General features: G+C 72.2%; 14 protein-coding genes. 6 read left to right on the top strand and 8 right to left on the bottom strand.

Annotated features, from left to right (window positions below; translation table 11 throughout):
• Positions 1-39 precede the first annotated feature (39 nt).
• Together PH203_RS43835 and PH203_RS43830 are read right to left on the bottom strand one after the other, a co-directional pair.
• On the bottom strand, positions 40-1,332 hold the full coding sequence (locus PH203_RS43835) for a glycosyltransferase 87 family protein (RefSeq protein ID WP_289927902.1): 1,293 nt from the start codon (positions 1,330-1,332) through the stop codon (positions 40-42).
• Between the two features lie 126 nt (positions 1,333-1,458).
• A complete protein-coding gene (locus PH203_RS43830) occupies positions 1,459-1,926 on the bottom strand; it encodes a MarR family transcriptional regulator (protein WP_289927901.1) in 468 nt (155 codons plus the stop codon).
• Positions 1,927-2,065: 139 nt separating this feature from the next.
• On the opposite strand from PH203_RS43830, the gene PH203_RS43825 reads away from it, so the two are divergent.
• On the top strand, positions 2,066-2,479 hold the full coding sequence (locus PH203_RS43825) for an organic hydroperoxide resistance protein (protein ID WP_289927900.1): 414 nt from the start codon (positions 2,066-2,068) through the stop codon (positions 2,477-2,479).
• Positions 2,480-2,719: 240 nt separating this feature from the next.
• On the opposite strand, the gene PH203_RS43820 is transcribed toward PH203_RS43825, so the two are convergent.
• From PH203_RS43820 to PH203_RS43800, 5 genes are all read right to left on the bottom strand, one after another.
• Entirely contained in the window at positions 2,720-4,990 is a 2,271-nt protein-coding gene (locus PH203_RS43820) for a bifunctional glycosyltransferase family 2 protein/CDP-glycerol:glycerophosphate glycerophosphotransferase (RefSeq protein ID WP_289927898.1), read from the bottom strand.
• Positions 4,991-5,140: 150 nt separating this feature from the next.
• The gene (locus tag PH203_RS43815; RefSeq protein WP_289927897.1) at positions 5,141-6,022 is read right to left on the bottom strand and encodes a carbohydrate ABC transporter permease; all 882 of its coding nucleotides are present in this window, start codon (positions 6,020-6,022) and stop codon (positions 5,141-5,143) included.
• Positions 6,019-7,371: a sugar ABC transporter permease gene (locus PH203_RS43810; RefSeq protein WP_289927895.1), complete on the bottom strand. Its 1,353-nt coding sequence runs from the start codon at positions 7,369-7,371 to the stop codon at positions 6,019-6,021. Before PH203_RS43810 ends, PH203_RS43815 begins: the two co-directional genes overlap by 4 nt.
• 5 nt (positions 7,372-7,376) lie before the next feature.
• A complete protein-coding gene (locus PH203_RS43805) occupies positions 7,377-8,747 on the bottom strand; it encodes an ABC transporter substrate-binding protein (protein WP_289927893.1) in 1,371 nt (456 codons plus the stop codon).
• A gap of 197 nt (positions 8,748-8,944) precedes the next feature.
• Complete coding sequence (locus tag PH203_RS43800; protein ID WP_289927957.1) at positions 8,945-13,252, bottom strand: FHA domain-containing protein; 4,308 nt, start codon at positions 13,250-13,252, stop codon at positions 8,945-8,947.
• 391 nt (positions 13,253-13,643) lie between these two features.
• Between PH203_RS43800 and PH203_RS43795 the strand changes: the two genes are divergently transcribed.
• The 4 genes from PH203_RS43795 to PH203_RS43780 all read left to right on the top strand — a co-directional run bounded on the left by PH203_RS43795 (position 13,644) and on the right by PH203_RS43780 (position 19,029).
• Positions 13,644-15,326, top strand: a complete 1,683-nt coding sequence (locus PH203_RS43795; RefSeq protein WP_289927891.1) for a serine/threonine-protein kinase — start codon at positions 13,644-13,646, stop codon at positions 15,324-15,326.
• 160 nt (positions 15,327-15,486) lie between these two features.
• A complete protein-coding gene (locus PH203_RS43790; protein WP_289927890.1) occupies positions 15,487-16,722 on the top strand; it encodes a serine/threonine-protein kinase in 1,236 nt (411 codons plus the stop codon).
• Between the two features lie 268 nt (positions 16,723-16,990).
• Entirely contained in the window at positions 16,991-18,094 is a 1,104-nt protein-coding gene (gene prfB, locus PH203_RS43785) for a peptide chain release factor 2 (protein ID WP_289927889.1), read from the top strand.
• A gap of 299 nt (positions 18,095-18,393) precedes the next feature.
• Entirely contained in the window at positions 18,394-19,029 is a 636-nt protein-coding gene (locus PH203_RS43780; protein WP_289927887.1) for a hypothetical protein, read from the top strand.
• Between the two features lie 97 nt (positions 19,030-19,126).
• Here the strand turns inward: PH203_RS43780 and PH203_RS43775 are convergent, their stop codons facing one another.
• Entirely contained in the window at positions 19,127-19,318 is a 192-nt protein-coding gene (locus PH203_RS43775; protein ID WP_289927886.1) for a hypothetical protein, read from the bottom strand.
• 252 nt (positions 19,319-19,570) lie between these two features.
• Here PH203_RS43775 and ftsE point away from each other — a divergent pair, with 252 nt between their 5' ends.
• Positions 19,571-20,260, top strand: a complete 690-nt coding sequence (gene ftsE / locus PH203_RS43770; RefSeq protein ID WP_059192143.1) for a cell division ATP-binding protein FtsE — start codon at positions 19,571-19,573, stop codon at positions 20,258-20,260.
• Positions 20,261-20,285: the final 25 nt, after the last annotated feature.

Genomic DNA, 20,285 nt, shown 5'->3' with positions numbered 1-20,285 from the left:
GGTCGCGTTCCGGAGTCGAGGGAGTGGGCGAGGGGTGCCCTAGGGGGCGGTCAGTGCTCGGTCCCGAAGACGGTGGGACGCGGTCGCCGGTTCATCCGCGGGCGCCGGATCCGTGATCGCGGCCCGCGTGGAACGCCACAGACGCGAGAAGGACAGCACCGCCGCCGCGGCCAGCAGACCATTGCGTACGACCATCAGCGCGCAGCCCGTCCACGTGGCGGCCTCGACCTGGTCGTACAGGACGGGGTACACGACCGCGCTGACCGCCGTCGCCACCAGGATCAGCGCGGCCACGGGGCGCTGGGTGGTGTGCCGCGAGGTCATGCACACGGCGGCCAGACCCAGGAGCCAGATCATGTACTGCGGGCTGATCACCCGGCTGGTGACGGTGAACAGGAGCACGGCCGTCAGTGCGGCGTCGTACGGCGTCGCCGCGTTCCGGTGCCGGGCCCGCAGCCGCCACAGCAGGAGCAGCGCGAGGGCGAGCGCGGTCGCGGCCAGGGAGGCGTGGGCGACCAGGGACACGTACGGGCCGGTGTACTCCAGGGCGCCGTACTGGAAGCGCACGACACCCGGCCAGCCCGCGTGTGTCGCGAGGCCGAGCACCGTGCCGCCGAACGACTCGATCTGCACGCCCCGGCCGCCCTGGTGGCGCAGGAAGGCGAGCGGGTGGTCGAACAGGACCGCCAGGACGGCGAGCGCCGAGGCACCTGTGACCGCCGCCCAGGTCCATGCCGACCGGGTCCACGCCGACCGGGTCGTACGCCCGCTCGGCGTGCCCAGCAGCACCAGCGCCGGCCAGACCTTCACCAGGGCGCCCAGTGCCGCGAACGCTCCGCACGCACGCGTGGAGCGCGTCGACGTCAACAGGGCGATGACGGCCAGGGCGGTGACCTGCACGTCGTACCGGACGAGCGGCACGTGCAGGAGAAGGGGGAGTCCGCCGATCCACAGGGCGGCGCCGCGCAGGCTGCGGCCCGGGCGGGTGCCCGCGCGGGACAGGGCCGCGGTGATCGCCGCGTCGGTGGCGAGGGTGAGGGCGACGAAGGCCTGGAAGTACGTCAGCCCTGGCAGCAGACCGGGGGAGAGGAGCACCGGACCGGCGCCGGGCGGGTACTGCCACAGGGTGTCGTGGGCCGGGAAGGTGCCGTGGACGAGGACGTCGTACCAGTTCCGGTACACCCACCACACCTCACGGGCGACCGCGTCGCCGCCCAGCAGGGGGTGCCTGGCGTGGGTGAGCAGCCACAGCATCAGGGCGCGGGTGACGAGCCAGGCGGTGGCCAGGGCGAGGGGGCGGCATCTGAGGGTGCGGCGGGCCAGGTGATTCATCACGGCGGATCGTAAGTCGAGCGAATGCCGTGAATGCCTTATAGGCCGTGAAGGTTCGTCAAGTGTGCCTTGATGGCACAAAACATGGCGTAGGCCCCTCCGTCAGAGATCCCTACGCCAGAGGCCTCACGGCGTCTCCTCCAGCAGTGCCGAGTCCAGTGCCGTGGTCAGCTCGTCCAGGCGGGAACGCAGTGCGCGGATCTCGTCCACGTCGAAGCTCGTCGCCGCGGCGATCCGGCGCGGTACCTCCAGCGCGCGCTCGCGCATGGCGACGCCCTCCTCGGTGAGGCGGACGTCCACGGAGCGTTCGTCGCGGGCGCTGCGTTCGCGGCGGACCAGGCCAGCCGCCTCCAGGCGCTTGAGGAGGGGGGAGAGGGTGCCGGAGTCGAGGCGGAGGTGTTCGCCGAGCTTCTTCACCGGCAGGTCGCCATGCTCCCACAGGACCAGCATCACCAGGTACTGCGGGTAGGTGAGGCCGAGGTCCTTGAGGACCACGCGGTAGACGCCGCCGAAGGCACGCGTGGCGGCGTTCAGGGAGAAGCAGATCTGCTGGTCGAGGCGGAGCCAGTCGGTGGTGGGCGGGGGCGTCGTCATGTCTCCAGGGTAGCGCTTGTCTGCCATTTAGTTGTGCGCAACTTAATTGTGTGCTCTACTTGTGGTCGTGACACGGCCCGGACCGCATACCGGAAGGGGCCGGCTGCCCCCGTCACCACGTTTGAGAAGGATGGATCCCATGGACGCGCTCTACACCGCTGTCGCCACCGCCACCCACGGCCGCGACGGTCGCGCCGTCAGCAACGACGGCCAGATCGACCTCCAGCTGGCCCCGCCGGCCGCGCTGGGCGGCAACGGTCAGGGCACCAACCCCGAGCAGCTCTTCGCCGCCGGTTACGCCGCCTGCTTCGGCAGCGCCCTCGGCCTCGTCGGCCGCCAGGCCAAGGTCGACGTCACCGACGCCGCCGTGACCGCCGAGGTCTCCATAGGCAAGCAGGGCGAGGGCTTCGGGCTCGCCGTCGTCCTCCGCGTCGAGCTCCCCGACACCGTGGACGAGGCCACCGGCCGCAAGCTCGTCGAGACCGCCCACCAGGTCTGCCCCTACTCCAACGCCACCCGCGGCAACATCGAGGTCGACCTCGTCATCGAGTAGTGGCCGAGCGGGCGGTTCCCACCGGAAACTCCTCACCGGAAACTCCGGGGAACCGGCCCTCCGTACCAGCACCTGGGCGGCGCGGTAGTCGTCGGCGAGCACCATCTCGCCGTGTACGACATACCGCGCCGCCCATGCGCGTGCGGGCTCAGCGACCGGGGCGCCCCGCCGGACGCCACGTCTGCGGTCGGGTCGGTGTGGGGCGTGACGGGCTGGACGGCATGAAGGCTTCCCGGAGGCTCAGAGGGTTTCGGCGACGGAAGTCAGCGGGGCCGCGGGGCGCGGCACCGTCGCGAGGCCGGACAGGTCCAGGGCCGCCGCGGCGGACGGGACCGGATGGCGCTCGGCCGGGGGTACCGGCGGCGGGAACTCCGTCTCGCCCAGCACCACATGGCGCACGACCCGCTCCGCGGCACGGCCGTCATCGTACGGGCAGAAGCGCTCCCGGAACGACGTGCGCAGCTGGGTGGAGCGGGAGCCGCGCCAGTGGCCGGTGGCGAAGATGTCGGTCAGTTCGTCCTCACTGCGGGCCACCGCGCCCGGAGGGAAGGAACGCAGGTCGAAGTAGGTGCCGCGGGCCGCCTCGTACGCCGCCCAGTCGTCGTCGGCGGCGTGGATCACGATCGGGCGGTCGAGGCCGGCGTAGTCGAACATCAGGGACGAGTAGTCGGTGACCAGCGCGTCCGAGGCGAGGCAGAGGGACTCCACGCTCGGGTGGTCGGTGACGTCGATGACGCGGCCGCGGCTCGGGGCGAGGGAGCCGCCGTGGCGGTGGTGGGCGCGGGCCAGGACGACGAAGCGGGGGCCGAGGCGGCGCAGGACGCGGTCCAGGTCGAGGCCGGTGCGCTGGGTGCGGCGGTGGTCGCGCGGGGTGGGGGCGTACAGGATCGCGACCGTCCCCTCCGGGATGCCGAGCGACTCGCGCGTACGGCGCACGTCCTCCGAAGTGGCTCGCTGGAACACGTCGTTGCGCGGGTAGCCGTACGGCAGGGTCGTGTACGTGCCCGGGTAGACCCGCTCCCAGGTGAGCGTGGTGTGGCGGTTGGCGGACAGGACGTAGTCCCATTTGTCCACGTCCGCGAGAAGCGCCGCGAAGTCCGTGTCCCGCGCCGCCGCCGGGCGTTCCAGCAGATCCAGGCCCATGTGCTTGAGCGGTGTGCCGTGCTGGGTCTGGACGAGGATCTGCCCCTGGCGCTTGACCAGGCGGGGGTCGAACCCGGTGTTGTCGACCAGGTACTTGGAGCGGGCCAGCGCCGTCCAGTACGCGGCCGTGCCGGGGCGCAGGCGGCGCACGCCCGTCGGGATCGTGTGGTGGTGCTCGGGGGCGGCGATCCACGCCGTGCGGATGCGCGGGGCGTGGGTGCGGAACGCCCGCTCCAGGGCGCCCGGGTTGCAGCTGTGGCCGCGGCCTCCGTGGGCGGCGAACACGGCCTGGTCCTCGCGGAGGGGGAGGCGGAGCTGGACGCGGTAGTGGAGGCGCAGGGCCGCCGTGCGCAGCGAGCGCGCGAGGCGGGTGGCGCTCGCCGATGTGCGGCGGCTCAGGCGCTTCGCCGCCTCCAGCGCACGATACGTGCGGTGCAGCCCCAGGCGGACCAGCGTGTGGCGCAGACGCGCACGGAACGGCACCGGGTGCCCCGGGGTGCGGTGACTGCGGTAGTGGGCACGGGCCTTGAGGAGGAACTCGGCGCGGGCGTCACGGGGCAGACGGTGCCGGTCGGTGAACACCTCCGACAGCCGGTCGACCATGTGGCCGAACAACACCGGGCGCCAGCGCGCGAGTTCGGGGCGCTGGTCGACGTACGCGAAGACCCGGTCGTACTGGTCGAAGACATCGAAGTGGCCGCGGCCCGTCGTGCCGAGGAGGCTGCCGTGGCGGCGTACGCGGAAGTGGACGCAGACCCGGTCGAGGGTTGCGATGGTCTCCGCGCTCATCAGGACCGGGAACGTCCAAGGGGTGTCCTCGTAGAGGCCGGGCGGGAAGGTGAGGCCCGCGCGTTCCGTGAACTCCCTGCGGTACGCCTTGTTGCAGACAGTCGGGGGCAGGCGCAGCAGGCCGGGGCGGTCCTCCAGGCGGAAGGGGGCCGGGCCCTGTTCGGCGAGCTGCACGGCGAGTTCGTCGCGGGTGGCCTCGCCCGTCCAGTCGGTGAGCGCGTGGTCGTGGACCAGGACGTCCGGCTCGCCGGTCTCCTTCAGCCGGTCCGCGATCGACTGCAGGGCGTCCGGGGTGAGGGTGTCGTCGCCGTCCAGGAGGACCAGGTAGTCGCCGGTCGCCGCCTTGAGGCCGGCGTTACGGGCGCCGCCCGGGCCCCGGTTCTCGGGCAGGTGCAGCGCTCTAACGCGCGGGTCGCGGGCCGCGTACTCGTCGGCGATCGCACCACAGGCGTCCGGCGAGCCGTCGTCGACGGCGATCAGCTCCAGATCCGGATACGACTGGGAGAGCACCGAGTCCAGGCACTCGGGCAGATACGCCTGAACCTTGTATGCGGGGACGATGACACTGAACCTGGGCAAGGCACATCCAAGAGTCGGCGCGGGCGTATCGGCCCGGGAACTGCCGGTGGTGCGACTTGGTTACGTCGGTTGCGGCATACGGGGGATGCACGGCGAGAGCGAGGGGGCGGACCGGTGTGGTCCGCCCCCTCGACTTCCCCGTCGCACTGGCTACTTGACCGCGCCCGCCATCACTCCGGACACGAACTGCCGCTGGAACGCGAAGAACACGACCAGCGGAATCACCATCGAGATGAAGGCGCCGGTCGCCAGGATGTCGATGTTGCTGCCGAACTGCCGTACCTGCTGCTGCAGGGCGACCGTCAGCGGCTGCGAGTCGGCGTTGGTGAAGACCAGCGCGACCAGCATGTCGTTCCACACCCACAGGAACTGGAAGATGCCCAGCGAGGCCAGCGCGGGGGCCGCCAGCGGCATGACCACCGTCGCGAACAGCCGGGCCTCGCCCGCCCCGTCCAGCCGCGCCGCCTCCAGGAGCTCACGGGGGATCTCCGCGAAGAAGTTGCGCAACAGGAAGATCGCGAACGGCAGACCGAAGGCGACATGGAAGAGGACGGCGGCGATGATGTCACCGAAGATCCCGATGTCGCCGAAGAGCACGGTCAGCGGGATCAGCGCGATCTGCACCGGCACCACGAGCAGCCCCACCACGACCATGAACCACCAGTCCCGGCCCTTGAAGTCCATCCACGCGAACGCGTAGCCCGCCATCGCGCCGATGATCACCACCAGCAGGGTCGAAGGGACCGTGATCCAGATCGTGTTGAACAGCGAGTCGGTGATCGCGTCGTTCTTCAGGATCGTCTCGTAGGTGTTCGCGGTCAGCTGGCCCGGCGCGGTGAACACCTTCCACCAGCCGGAGGTGGCGATGTCGGTCGGCTCGCGGAACGAGGAGACCAGCAGACCGAACGTCGGCACCAGCCAGATCAGCGCGACGACGATCAGGAAGACCCGCATCACCCCGCCGGCCGCCCCGCTCGCCACCCGGGCGGCCAGCGAGCGCTTGGCACGCACGGTCGTGTCGAGACTGGTCACCGCTCACGCTCCTTCCGCAGCCGACGCAGGTTCACCCACATCACCGGTACGACGAGCAGCAGCAGGATGACGCCGATCGCACTGCCGATGCCGTAGCTGGCGCCGCCGCCGAACGACGACTGGAACAGCTGCAGCGCCAGCACATTGGCGTCGTCCTGGGTGGGCTGCGGGGCGATGATGTAGACCAGGTCGAAGATCTTCATCACGTTGATCATCAGGGTGACCAGGACGACGACCAGGACCGGCGCCAGCATCGGCACCGTGACCTTTCTGAACACCTGCCACTCGTTGGCCCCGTCGACCCGGGCCGCCTCCAGCAGATTCCGGTCGACCCCCGCGAGCCCGGCCGCGATCAGGATCATCGCGAACCCCGCCCACATCCACACGTACGCGCCGATGATCGCCGGGGTGACGAGCGTCGGGCCGAGCCACTCGATGCCGTTGTAGGGCGCCGCGAAGTTCGAGCCGGGCAGCCGCAGTTGGGCCCCGTCGGCCTCGCCGGGCAGATTGAAGGTGCCGTCGGCGCCGCTCTTCGTCGAGGCGACCACCTTGCCGTCCTTCACAGCCTCGATCTTCACGCCCTCCAGGGCCTTCTCACCGGGGTCGATCTGCCCCTTCGTGCCGCCGCCGCCCAGCTTGAAGTCCAGCCAGACGGCGCCGGTGACGCCGTCGCCGGTCGCCGCCTTGGCGTCCTCGGGGGTGCCGGGGAGCTTGTTGGGCGCGATGCCGACGAGCGGGAGGAGGGCGGGGGTGCCCGCCCGTACCGTGCCGGTCGACGTGAACGATCCGCCACCCGAGGCCTTCAGATCGCTCACCGACGCGTTCGGCCGGGCCTTCGGATAGACCGAGGAGTCGACGAACGTGTCGTGCACGCTCGTCACCACCGCGTTGGCCACCCCCTGGTCCGGGTCCGCCGCGTACACCAGCCGGAAGATGATGCCCGCGGCCAGCATGGAGATCGCCATCGGCATGAAGACGATCAGCTTGAACGCCGTGCCCCAGCGCACCCGTTCGGTCAGCACCGCGAAGATCAGACCGAGCGCGGTGACCACCGCGGGGGCGACCGCGACCCAGATCGCGGTGTTCTTCACCGCGGTCAGAGTGGCGTCGTTGCTGAAGATGTCGCCGTAGTTGTCCAGGCCGACGAAGTTCGAGCCGCCGGCGTCGTAGAGGCTTCGCCAGACCGAGTACCCGATCGGGTAGACCACGAGCGCGCCGAGCAGGACCAGCGCGGGCAGCAGGAACAGCACCGCCACCCACAGTCTGGTCTTCGTCACGCTCTTGCGCGGTGACGCGGAGGGCGTCGGCAGTGCGCCGGCGCCCTCCGCCGAGTTCGCCACGGAGGCCATCGGCGTCAGCCGGCCCCGTAGGCCTTGGCGGCGTTGCTCTCCAACTGCTGCTGCGCGCCCGCGACATCGCTCGGGTCGGCGAGGAAGTCCTGGAGGTCCTTCCACTCACCGGCGCCCTGCGTACCGCCGAACGCCGCGGGTGCCTGGTCGGACATGTCGAACCGGAAGTCGTCTCCGGCGTCGATGAGCGCCTTGGCGATCTGCCCGGTCACGTCGTCCTTGTACTTCGACTGGTCCATCTCCTTGTTCGGGGAGAGGAAGCCGCCCTGCGCCGCCCAGATCTCGGCCGCGTCGGTCGAGGCGAGGAAGGTGAGCAGCGCCTGCGCGCCCTGACCGTCCTTCAGTGCCACGGCCACGTCACCACCGCTGACCACGGGGGAGTCGGAGCCGACCGCCGGGAACGGGAAGACCTTGGCGTCCGTACCCACCTTCGCCTTGGTGCCGGCGTTGATCTCCGCGGTGACGAAGTCGCCCTCGAAGACCATCGCGGCCGGGGTGTCACCGGAGAAGGTCTGGGTGACCGACTTCGGGTACTCCGTGTCCAGCGCGCCCTTGCGGCCGCCCGCGAGCAGCTCGTCCTTGCCCCACAGCTCGGCGAGCGTGGTCAGGGCCTGCTTCACGGACGGGTCCGTCCACTTGATCTTGTGCTCGGCCAGCTGGTCGTACTTCTCCGGGCCGGCCTGGGACAGATAGACGTTCTCGAACCAGTCGGTGAGCGTCCAGCCGTCGGCGCCGCCGATCGACACGGCGGGCGAGCCGGCGTCGGACAGCGTCTGCGCGGTGGAGATGAACTCCTTCCACGTCTTCGGCGGCTCCGTGATCCCGGCAGCGTCGAACGCCGCGGTGTTGTACCAGATCAGGGACTTGTTGGCGGCCTTGGCGTAGACGCCGTACTGCTGTCCGTCGACCGCTCCGAGGTCACGCCAGCCCTGGGAGAAGTTCTTGTCCACCTGCGCCTTGGCCTCCGCGCCGAGGGGTTTGAGCCAGTTCTTCTCCGCGAACTGGTGGAGCACGCCGACCTGAGGCAGGAACGCCACGTCCGGGGGCTGGCCGCCACCGATCTTGGCGGCGAGGAAGGTGGAGGTGTTGTTGCCGGTCGGCACGAACTTGACCTTCGCGCCGGTGCGTTCGGTGAACTCGTCCAGGACCTTGGTGAAGTTCTTCTGTTCGGCTCCGGTCCAGACGGCGGCGACCTCCAGCGTCTGGCCGTCGAGCTTGGGGAGCGTCACGGAGGTGCCGCCGCTCTCCGTGCCGCCACCGCCCCCGCCCCCGTCGTCGTCATCGCCCCCGCACGCGGTGAGCGTGAGGGCTCCCGCGAGGAGGGCGGCCGCCGCGGTGGCCATCCGTGTCCGGTATGTGCTGCTCGTGCTGCGCATCACTGCCCCGTTCTTCGTTCCTCGTCGAACGTAGAGCGCTGTCCCGTGGGCTCTGGTCTACGCCGGGGGCCAGGGGTCGGCAAGACCGCACGCGCTGTCAACCGGCCGATCGTTGTCTCGTCGTAACGGGACACAGGCGTTGAACGGAGTTTGCAGAGCGGAACTCGACCGGAACGAGAGTCGGGACCGGACCGGAACTAGAGAAGCGACGGGACCTCTGTGGCCGCCACCTCCCGCGCCGCCCGCTCCAACGCGCTCGCCAGCAACGCCAGGTCCGTCGGCCCGTTCCCCAACTCCCGCACCGGGCGCCGGGTCGGCGGGTCGCCCATGCGCTGCCAGTCCAGGGGGACCACCGTCGGCCGCAGGGTCGCCGTGCGTGGGATACGTCCCGTCACGCGCCCGCCCTGGAACGGGGCCGTACGACCGTCCGCCCAGGTCAACCGCCCGCGCCCGGGCGCCGGCTCGTCCGGTCCCGCCGCCACCGCCTCCAGCGTGACCCGCAGCGCCGCCCGCCGTGCCGCCTCCGACTCCGCCGTACGGCCGCCGGAGGCCGCCGCGGCGACGAGGTGCACGCCGAGCCGCTCGCCCTCCCGGGCCACGCCCTCCAGCGCCCGCACCACCGAACCGGCCGAGGGGCGGCCCGGGGACCCCAGCGCGGGGGAGACCAGCGCGTCCAGGTCGTCGACGACCACGACCAGCCGGGGCAACGGGGGCGCCGAGTCCGTCTGCCGGCGGGCCGCCCCCGGGCGCAGCCGCATGGTGGAGCTGGCCGGGGAGTCCAGATCCCCGTTCGCGGAAGCGCCCCGCTGCGCGACCATACGGCCCGACAGCTCACGCCCGGTGTGCCACTCGGCGAAGTCCGACCGGCCCAGCAGCTCGGCCCGCCGCTTCAGCTCGGCGCTCAGCGACTGCGCGAACTCCCGCATCCGCACGGGGTCGTTGGCAGCGAGATGCGTGGTCACATGCGGTACGTCCGTACAGACCCGCAGCCCCTCGCCGTGCCCGCCGCCGCCCGTGCCCACACTGTCCCGGCCGTCCATCAGCACGATGCTCAGCCGGTCGGGGCGCTCGGCGGCGGCCAGCGACGCGACGACCGCCCGCAGCAGCTCCGTACGGCCGCTGCCCGCCGGGCCCTCGATCAGCAGATGCGGGCCGTCGGCCACGAGGTCCGCACTCACCGGACCGCGCGGTCCGGCACCGAGCACGGCCCACGCCCGTCCGCCGAGGGCTTCCGTGTCGTCCGCCGCGTCCGCCCAACGCGCCATCAGCGACGCCGGGGTGGCCCGCGCCAGCCCCAACTCGTCCAGCAACCGCGCCATCTGGGGCAACGGCGCCGACACGCGCGCGTGCCGCTCACCGCCGGCGCCGTCCGTACGCAGCGGTGCCAGCGCCCGGGCGAACCGCTCCGCCCAGGCGGGGGAGACGGCGTCGACGGCGGCGATGGTGCCGTGTCCCACGGGGCCGGTGGGGTGGGAGCGGGAGGCGGGGTGGTGGGTGGGGACCTCGCCGGAGGGGCGGTGGTCGATGGGACGGTGATCGGTGGGGTGGTGATCGGCGGGACGGTGGTCGGTGCGGCGGGGGTCAGTGTGGTGGGGGTCGGCGGAACGGCGTTCGGTGGTCCTGGGGTCAGCGGTCCTGTGGTCGCTGGTCGTGTGATCGGCGGACCAGGGGTCGCCGGAGCCGGAACCCCCGCCGGGGGCAAGGGTGTTGACGTCGGAGCCGAGGGTTCCGCCCCGCGCCACCCGCATCAGCCGCAGCGCCGTCGCCACGTCCCCGCTGAGCAGCGCGACCGCACCGCACTCCCGGAACACCGGGGACGCCACGCACGCCGCCTCGTACGTCTCCGTCACCGGGGACGCGGGCGAGGCCGGTGCCGTCTCGGCGAGACACACCACGTGCATCCCGGCCCGGGGCCCTTCCGACGCCAGCCGGGCCACCGCCTCCCGCACATCGGCGCCACCGGGGTCACCGTCCACGAGGAGGACGGTGTACGGCCCTTCGAAGCCGGCCGTCCGGTCGGTCCCGTCGGTGTCGTCGGCCTGGGCCCAGGAGGGCCGGCGGGCCGCACCCCGGACGCCGCTCCGGCCGTCCGGGAGGGCGCCCTGCACCTGGCCGTGGCCGCTGCCCGTGTCACCGGCGGTGCCGGGGCCCTCGCCCCGGAGCTGTTCCTGCGGGGTCCGCCCCGGCCCGCTCGGCGGATCCTGTGTCGCGCGCGTGCCGCTCGGTCCCGGCGTCGACCGCCCCGGCCGGCCGGCCGCGCCCGGCGCCTGCGAGGTCTCCTCCAGGCGCCTCAGCAGCTCCTCCGTACGTGCCGTCGCCTGCTCCCTGTCGTACGCGAGGAGGAGGCGGCAGTCCTGGCCGTGGCCCGGACGCAGATGCGGGAGCCAGCCCAGCCAGGCCCATTCGGCGACGCGCTCGGCTGCGGGGCGGGAACGGTCCGCGCTGATCAGAACGATTTCGAGAGTGTCGGGGGAGTGCAGCGCGGCGAGCTGGGCCACCACCGAGCGGGCCAGCCCGGCCAGCCGCGTGCGCGGGCCGGCCAGCCCCAGCGCCCCCACCTCACGCAGATCGGCGGTCACCGGTACCGCCGGCAGCAGACCCGAACCGTCGGGCGCCGCCCGGTCGGCCGTGCCCAGCCGCACGGTGAGCGCCTCGGGGTGGTCCGGCTCGCGCTCCCAGAGACGGGGCCCGGGGCCCAGCGCCGTCAGGAGCAGCGCCGCCGGGTCCGGCCAGGTCTCGGGCTGCTGGGGTGCGGTGGCCGAGGGTGCGGGTGTCGCGTGCGGTGCCTCTTCGTCGTGGGCCGTGGTCCCGGCCGCCGTGCCCTGCTCGCTCCGGCCGCCGGTCAGCCGCCGTGCCCACGCCCCGAGACCGCCGCGCTTGCGCACGCCGGGCGGGACATCGGTCCCGCGGAGGGGGGTGCCCTTACGGCGGCTGCCCGTGGGGGCGTCCGTGGCACGCGCGTGCTCGTCGGCCGGGGTGGAACCTACGGGGCCGCCAGGTGCTCGGGTGTCTCCGGCGCCGGGCATCTCACCGGGCGTCGAGGTGTCGGCGGAGCCGCCGCGCCTCGCCGGATCGTGAAGTCCGCCGTTGCCCGGGACACCGTCCGCCGTCCGATCGCCGCCGGTCCCGGAAGCTCCGCCGGAACGGCCGCCGGAGGCCACCGAGGCTCCCGGCGTCCCTCCCGGCGCTCTGGTGTCGTCGATGCCGGAACCCCTGCCGGGTGCCGTGGCGCCGCGGGAGTCGGCGGGGCCGCGGCGCCTCGCCTGATCGTGAAGTCCGTCGGAGCTCGGGACACCGTTCGCCGCGCGGTCGCCGCCGGTCCCGGAAGCTCCGCCGGGCACCGCCGGACCGCCGGGAAGGCGGCCGGGGGCCGGGATACCGCCAGGACCGGGATGCCCGCTTGCGCCCGCCCGGCCGGCGAAGGCCGCGTCGGCCGCGCCCGCTGCGGTGGGGCCGCCCGCGGTCGCCGGGTCGCCGAAACCTCCCTCGGGCGTGTTCACCCCGAGCCGGCCGCCATGGGTCTCCCCGCCGTCCCCGGCGGGGCCCGCGCCCGGTACCCCGGAAACCGTCCCCGAGGCCCGGGCGACCCCGGACACCCGGCGGCGGGAGACCGCGCCCTGGGCGTCGTACGTCCGCGCCCCCCTGCTCTCGATCCGCGGTGCCTGCCCCTGGCCGGGGACGACAGGCTGGTCGGTGCCGCCCTGCCCGGGGGCGGGGGCGGGGGCCGGGGTCAGGTCGGCGTCGCCGTATGCGTGCCGTGTCGGTCCGGACGGTCCGGACGGTCCGGACGGTCCGGACGGTCCGGAGGTGGCCGTCGGTCCTTCGGTGGGCTCCGCCGTCACGCGTACGTGTCCCTCGCCGTCCGGCGTGGTGCGCAGCCGCGCGCCCGGGCCGCCGGCCGGGGCCAGCCGCAGGGCCGACTCGCCGATGCGGAGCAGGGCGCCCGGGGCGAAGCGGACCGCGCGGGTGCCGACCCGGGTGCCGTCGAGGACCGTGCCGTTGGTGGAGTCGAGGTCGGCCACGGAGACGCGGCCGTCGGGGGCGACCGTGACCGCGCAGTGCAGGCGGGAGACGTCCGGGTCGTCGAGCGGGACGTCGGCGTCGGCCGAGCGGCCGATCTCGATGCGGCCGCCGTGCAGCAGGTGGACGCCGCCCGCGTCGGGGCCCGCGACCACGTCGAGGCGGGTGGGGGCGTCGTCGACCTCGGGGTGCGGCTCGGGGTCGGTGGGGGAGCCCAGGGACAGCACGGCGCCGTCGGTCAGCGGGGGCTCGCCGAGGGTGCAGCGCTGGGCGTCGAGGCGCTCGGCGCCGGCGTACAGAACGGGCTGGCCGGTGCCCGAGGCGGGTGTGCCGTCACCGGAGACCGCCGAGGCGAGCGCGGAGGTTATCGCCGCGAGCGCGGTCCCCGCGGGCGCTGTGACCAGCACGTCGCAGCTCGCGGCACGGCCCGGGGCCGCCTCCGCGGGCGGGGCCAGCGGGTCTACGACGGTCAGCCGGATCTGCATCGCCGTCAGCGGTCCCTTCTGCGCGGGCACCCGCGGAACGAGGGCGAAGCCACCCCACGGTCCCCCACACCGCGGACTTCCCCCACCGCCGCACGAGCACATCGGCCAGTACTGAAGGCATCCTCGCACCTGCCACTGACAGTCCGCCCTCCCCCGGAGGGCAAGTGATCTTGAATGGTCAGCTCTGCCCCAAAAGTGCCTGACCAGTGCGCCGTCGGCGATCACTTGAGATCGGTCACGTCAGGGTTCGGCAACCGGGAGACCGAGTCGAGCGTCTTTCCTGCGAACAGGCTTGGCAGCGCATACGTAGTGCTTTCGACTACGTAGTGCTTTCGGGGGACGGCACTACAGTGGGTCGGAAACGCAGGCAAGCAAGCAGGGAGCGCATGACGTGCGGCCGGTAGGCAGCAAGTACTTCCTCGAGGAGCCGCTCGGACGCGGCGCCACGGGCACCGTCTGGCGCGCCCGGCAGCGGGAGGCCGCGGGCGCCGAGGCGGCCGTGCAGGGACAGCCCGGCGAGACGGTCGCGATCAAGGTCCTCAAGGAGGAGCTCGCGAGCGATCCGGACATCGTGATGCGGTTCCTGCGGGAGCGCTCCGTCCTGCTCCGGCTCACCCATCCCAACATCGTGCGGGTCCGCGACCTGGTCGTCGAGGGCGATCTGCTCGCCCTGGTCATGGACCTCGTCGAGGGCCCCGACCTGCACCGCTACCTCCGGGAGAACGGCCCCTTCAGTCCCGTCGGCGCCGCCCTGCTCACCGCGCAGATCGCCGACGCGCTCGCCGCCAGCCACGCCGACGGCGTCGTCCACCGCGACCTGAAGCCCGCCAACGTCCTGCTCCAGCAGCACGGCGGCCAGATGCACCCGCTGCTCACCGACTTCGGCATCGCGCGCCTCGCCGACTCTCCCGGCCTGACCCGCACCCACGAGTTCGTCGGCACGCCCGCGTACGTCGCCCCCGAATCCGCCGAGGGCCGCCCGCAGACCTCCGCCGTCGACATCTACGGCGCCGGCATCCTGCTCTACGAGCTGGTCACCGGCCGTCCGCCGTTCTCCGGCGGCTCCGCCCTGGAAGTCCTCCACCAGCACCTGAGCGCCGAGCCCCGCCGCCCGTCCACGGTCCCCGACCCCCTCTGGACGGTCATCGAGCGCTGCCTGCGCAAGAACCCCGACGAACGGCCCAGCGCCGAGAACCTCGCCCGCGGCCTGAGGGTCGTCGCCGAGGGCGTCGGCGTGCACGCGAACTCCGCGCAGATCGCCGCCGCCGAGAACGTCGCGGCCCTCCTCGCGCCCGACCCGGCCCCCGCGGCCGTACCGGGCTCCGCCGACCCCACCCAGGTGCTGCCGCAGGGCGCGGGCGCGTTCGACCCGAACGCCGCGACCAACGTGCTGCCGCACGTGGGCGCTGCCGACCCCACCGCCGTACTGCCGAACCGCGGCGCGGCCGACCCGACGGCCGTCATGCCGCCGGTGCCGCCCGGCCAGCCGGTGCAGGGACAGCACGGCCAGGGCGGGCCCGAGGACCCGCACCCCTGGCAGAACCAGCTGCGCGCCGCCCGCGACCGCAACGAGCAGACGCAGGTCCAGTACCTCGACCCCGACCAGGACCCGCTGCGCCGCCGCCCCCAGCGGCAGGTCCAGCGCCCGCAGCAGCCGCCGCAGCGCCAGCAGCGTCCGCAGCCCCAGCAGGGGTACGGCTATCCGCAGCAGCAGCCCCAGCAGCGGTACGCACCTCCGCGTCAGCCCCAGCAGCCTCAGCAGCCGCAGCGGTACGCGCCGCCCCAGCAGCCGCAACAGCCTCAGCCGCCCCAGCGTGAGCCTCGCCAGCCGCGGCAGCGCAGCGCCAACCCGATGAAGATCCCGGGGCTCGGCTGCCTCAAGGGGTGCCTGTTCACGATCGTCATCCTGTTCGTCGCGGGCTGGCTGATCTGGGAGCTGAGCCCGCTGCAGGACTGGATCGGCACGGGCAAGAGCTACTGGGACCAGATCGGGGACTGGATCAGCACGGTGTCCGGGTGGATCGGGGATCTGGGCGGCGGTGACTCCGGGGGCGGCGGTTCCACCGGGCAGTGACCCCGGTGGCTCAGGTGGCTCAGGTGGCTCCGGCGATCCTGGTATTCGGCTGCGACTCTGGAGATTTGTCGACACCTGGCGGGTGATTTCGGTCTCCGCGGTGAAGGTTGGCTCGTCGGACGCGTAGCTTTATCGCCAACACGCGTCTGTAGGAGCAGCCTTGGCACGGAAGATCGGCAGCAGGTACACCGCCCACCAGATCCTGGGGCGGGGCAGCGCCGGCACGGTGTGGCTGGGTGAGGGGCCCGAGGGGCCCGTCGCCATCAAGATGCTGCGCGAGGACCTCTCGGCCGACCAGGAGCTCGTCGGGAGGTTCGTGCAGGAGCGCACGGCGCTGCTCGGCCTCGAGCACCCGAACATCGTCTCCGTCCGTGACCTGGTGGTCGACGGCAACGACCTCGCGCTGGTCATGGACCTGGTCCGCGGCACCGATCTGCGCACCCGCCTGGACCGCGACCGGCGGCTCGCCCCGGAGGCTGCGGTCGCGATCGTCGCGGACATCGCCGACGGGCTGGCCGCAGCGCATGCCGCAGGGGTCGTGCACCGGGACGTCAAGCCGGAGAACGTCCTGCTGGACATGCAGGGCCCCCTGGGCCCGGGCGGCTCGCACCGCGCCCTGCTCACCGACTTCGGCGTCGCGAAGCTCATCGACACCCCGCGGCGGACCCGGGCGACGAAGATCATCGGCACGCCGGACTATCTCGCCCCCGAGATCGTGGAGGGCCTGCCCCCGCGGGCCGCGGTCGACATCTACGCCCTCGCGACGGTCCTCTACGAGCTGCTGGCGGGCTTCACCCCCTTCGGCGGCGGCCATCCGGGCGCGGTCCTGCGCCGCCATGTCACGGAGACCGTCGCCCCGCTCCCCGGCATCCCCGACGAACTCTGGCAGCTGATCGTCCAGTGCCTCGCCAAGGCTCCGGCCTCCCGGCTGCGCGCCTCCGAGCTGGGCGCGCGCCTTCGTGAGCTGCTGCCGCTGGTCGCCGGGATGCCGCCGCTGGACGTCGACGAGCCGGACGCGGAGGCGGAGGAGGCGGCGGACGAGACGCCGTCGGAGGAGCCGGTGTCGGCACGGCCGGTACGGCGGGGTGCGGTGCCCCTGGTGCCGGGTGCGAAGCCGGCCGACTCCAACCGGGACACGCATACGTCGATGAGGGTGCCGGCGCCGGACGAGCTGGCGGGGGGTGCGCACGGGACGGCGCGGGTGCCGCGGGCCTCGGGTGCGCCGCGGCCCGGCTCCGCGCGGAACCGGGCGGTGACGCGGCGGCGGCGGGTGATCGTGAGTGTGGCGGGGGTGGTGCTGGTGGCGGCGGCCGGGGTGGGGACGTGGGCGGCGACCTCGGACGACGGCTCGGGGACTCCGCAGGACACGAAGAACTCGGCGCCGGCTTCGCCGTGAGGCCGGGTGGGGGCGCGCCCAGGTTTTTTCGCCCCCGCCGCCCCTACCCGTCCCGTCCCTGGGGGCTGCCGCCCCCAGACCCCCGCTTCGGCCCTGAACGGGCCTCGTCCTCGAACTCCCCCAGAGGGGGCACCCCCAGACGGGCTGAGATGCAGTGACCGGCGTCCGGAAGGCGCCGGACGGGCTGAATGATGCGGACCGGTGTCGAAGAGGGCAGCGGCCAGGCCGCCCGGCCGAGGTCGGTTGCCACAGCCGTTAGGCTGGAGGCGTGGCAGTCGTCGATGTATCCGAAGAGCTCAAGTCCCTCTCCTCGACCATGGAGTCGATCGAGGCCGTTCTGGACCTCGACAAGCTGAGGGCAGACATCGCCGTGCTCGAGGAGCAGGCGGCCGCGCCGTCCCTGTGGGACAACCCGGACGAGGCGCAGAAGATCACCAGCAAGCTCTCCCACCTCCAGGCGGAGGTCAGGAAGGCCGAGGCGCTGCGTGGGCGGATCGATGATCTCTCCGTCCTCTTCGAGATGGCCGAGGAGGAGGACGACCCGGACACCCGCGCCGAGGCCGAGGCCGAGCTCGCCGCCGTCAAGAAGGCGCTGGACGAGATGGAGGTGCGGACGCTGCTGAGCGGGGAGTACGACGCCCGGGAAGCGCTCGTCAACATCCGCGCCGAGGCCGGTGGCGTCGACGCCGCCGACTTCGCCGAGCAGCTGCAGCGCATGTACCTGCGCTGGGCGGAGCGCCACGGCTACAAGACCGAGCTCATCGAGACGTCGTACGCCGAAGAGGCCGGCATCAAGTCGACCACCTTCTCCGTGCAGGTGCCGTACGCCTACGGCACGCTCTCCGTGGAGCAGGGCACCCACCGGCTGGTGCGGATCTCGCCCTTCGACAACCAGGGGCGCCGTCAGACCTCCTTCGCGGGTGTCGAGGTGCTGCCCGTCGTCGAGCAGACCGACCACATCGACATCGACGAGTCCGATCTGCGGATCGATGTGTACCGGTCCTCCGGGCCCGGTGGCCAGGGCGTCAACACCACCGACTCCGCCGTGCGCATCACGCACCTGCCGACCGGCATCGTCGTCTCCTGCCAGAACGAGCGCTCGCAGATCCAGAACAAGGCCACGGCCATGAACGTTCTGCAGGCCAAGCTCCTTGAGCGGCAGCGCCAGGAGGAGCGGGCCAAGATGGACGCCCTCAAGGACGGCGGCAGCTCCTGGGGCAACCAGATGCGCTCGTACGTCCTGCACCCGTACCAGATGGTCAAGGACCTGCGCACCGAGTACGAGGTCGGTAACCCGCAGGCCGTGCTCGACGGCGAGATCGACGGCTTCCTGGAGGCCGGAATTCGCTGGCGCAAGCAGCAGGAGAAGTAACCGACAGCGATTTGTCGACAAGGCAACTGCCGCCCCTGAGGCGGCAGTTGCCTTTTCTGTGACCGGATGTCTGGGTTTTACATCACACTCACAGGCTCCAACCCCCGGCAAAGAACCCTTACTCGGACATCGCGTACGCAACGGCCTTGACGTTGCTTTGAAAAATGGGAAGGGTAAAGCGTGGCATGCGTATCTCTGGGGCGCATGTGAACCGGGGGACTTGAGCGCTGCCGCCCCCCGTCGATCACGGCCCCCGAGCGCCGCCTCACTGACGATGAGCTACTGGGGGTAGCAACCTTATGACCAAGAAGACGCGGATCCGGATCGCGCGCATCGCCGCCGGTGCCGTGATCGCGGCCGGTGCCTCGCTGACCGCCGCCGGCGCCGCCTCGGCGCTCGAGATCGGCGTGAACGTGGACGAGGGCGGCATCGGCGTCAACGTCGACACCGGTCTCGGCGACGAGACGCCCACTGCGGACCCGACCCCGACGGACCCGGTCCCGACCGACATCCCGACCGAGGAGCCGCCCACGGAGGAGCCGCCGACGGAGGAGCCTCCCACCGAGGAGCCGCCCATCACCGAGGAGCCGACGGACGAGCCCACCGAGCCGACTGAGGAGCCCTCCGAGGACCCGTCGGACGACGGCAACAACGGCGGCGGCAACGGCGGCGGCAACGACGACGGCAACAACGGCGGCGGGAACAACACCAACCCCGACGGCGGCTCCGACACCTCCGCGCAGGGGGAGGGCACCTCCGCCCTCACCGACACCGGCTCGGAGACCTCTGCCCAGGGCACCGGCGGCGAGCTCGCCGAGACGGGTGCCGCGCAGACCACGTTCCTGCTGGTCGGCGCCGCGACGATGATCGCCGGCGGTATCGGCTTCCGCATCCTGCCGCGCCTCGTGGGCGGCCGTGGCGGCGCCGCTGCCTGACGGTAGCCACGCGCGCACACGGTGTGCGCATGCCGTACGACGAGGGGCCCGGAGCGAGTGTTCGCTCCGGGCCCCTCGGGCGTTTTGTCGCCAGCCGCTACGCGGTCTGGTGGGCCAGCAGGGCCACCGCCGCGATCAGTACCGCGAGCAGCGCGATCAGTGCCATGGGGTTGAGCTGTGCGAACGGGTTCTCCTGTGAGAGGCGCTGGCGGTTCGCACGGCAGACGGGGCAACGGCCCTCGTTCACGGGCGCGGCACAGTTAGCGCACACCAGCCGGTCGTACGTCATGCGCTCGCCCTTCTCTTGCGGGGTCCCTCTGGGGTTCAACGTCCTCGGGTCGCAGAACGTTCCCTTCTCTACTGTGCCAGGTTCCTGTGGAATCGGCTCGAGCACCGTCGGAGGGGTGATTTCGCAGAGGTACCTCACCTGGAGCGGAATAAAAAGGTACAAGCCCCTCTGAACCCCTCCCGGTGCCTGCGCTTGCGCACCCGGGTCGCGTATGGTCACGCTCATCTACCCCCGGCCAACCGTGGTGCATCCGTGATCCGATTCGACAACGTCTCCAAGGTCTACCCCAAGCAGACCCGCCCCGCACTCAGGGATGTGTCCCTGGAAGTGGAGAAGGGCGAGTTCGTGTTCCTCGTGGGGTCCTCCGGCTCCGGAAAGTCCACCTTCCTGCGGCTGATCCTCCGCGAGGAGCGGTGCAGCCACGGTCAGGTGCACGTCCTGGGCAAGGACCTCGCACGCGTCTCCAACTGGAAGGTGCCGCAGATCCGGCGCCAGCTGGGGACGGTGTTCCAGGACTTCCGGCTGCTGCCGAACAAGACGGTCGCCGAGAACGTGGCCTTCGCGCAGGAGGTCATCGGCAAGTCGAAGGGCGAGATCCGCAAGTCCGTGCCGCAGGTGCTCGACCTCGTCGGGCTCGGCGGCAAGGAGGAGCGGATGCCCGGTGAGCTCTCCGGCGGTGAGCAGCAGCGCGTGGCGATCGCGCGGGCCTTCGTCAACCGGCCCAAGCTGCTCATCTGCGACGAGCCCACCGGCAACCTCGACCCGCAGACCTCGGTCGGCATCATGAAACTGCTCGACCGGATCAACCGGACGGGCACCACCGTGGTCATGGCCACGCACGACCAGAACATCGTGGACCAGATGCGCAAGCGCGTCATCGAGCTGGAGCAGGGCCGCCTCGTCCGTGACCAGGCGCGCGGCGTCTACGGCTACCAGCACTGACCGGTACCTCGCACACGTCCACGGA

The sequence above is a fragment of the Streptomyces sp. S.PB5 genome, assembly GCF_030403745.1.
Classification (GTDB): Bacteria; Actinomycetota; Actinomycetes; order Streptomycetales; family Streptomycetaceae; genus Streptomyces.
Note: the sequence above shows the minus strand (reverse complement) of the source record. Positions and strands in the feature narration are given on the sequence as shown.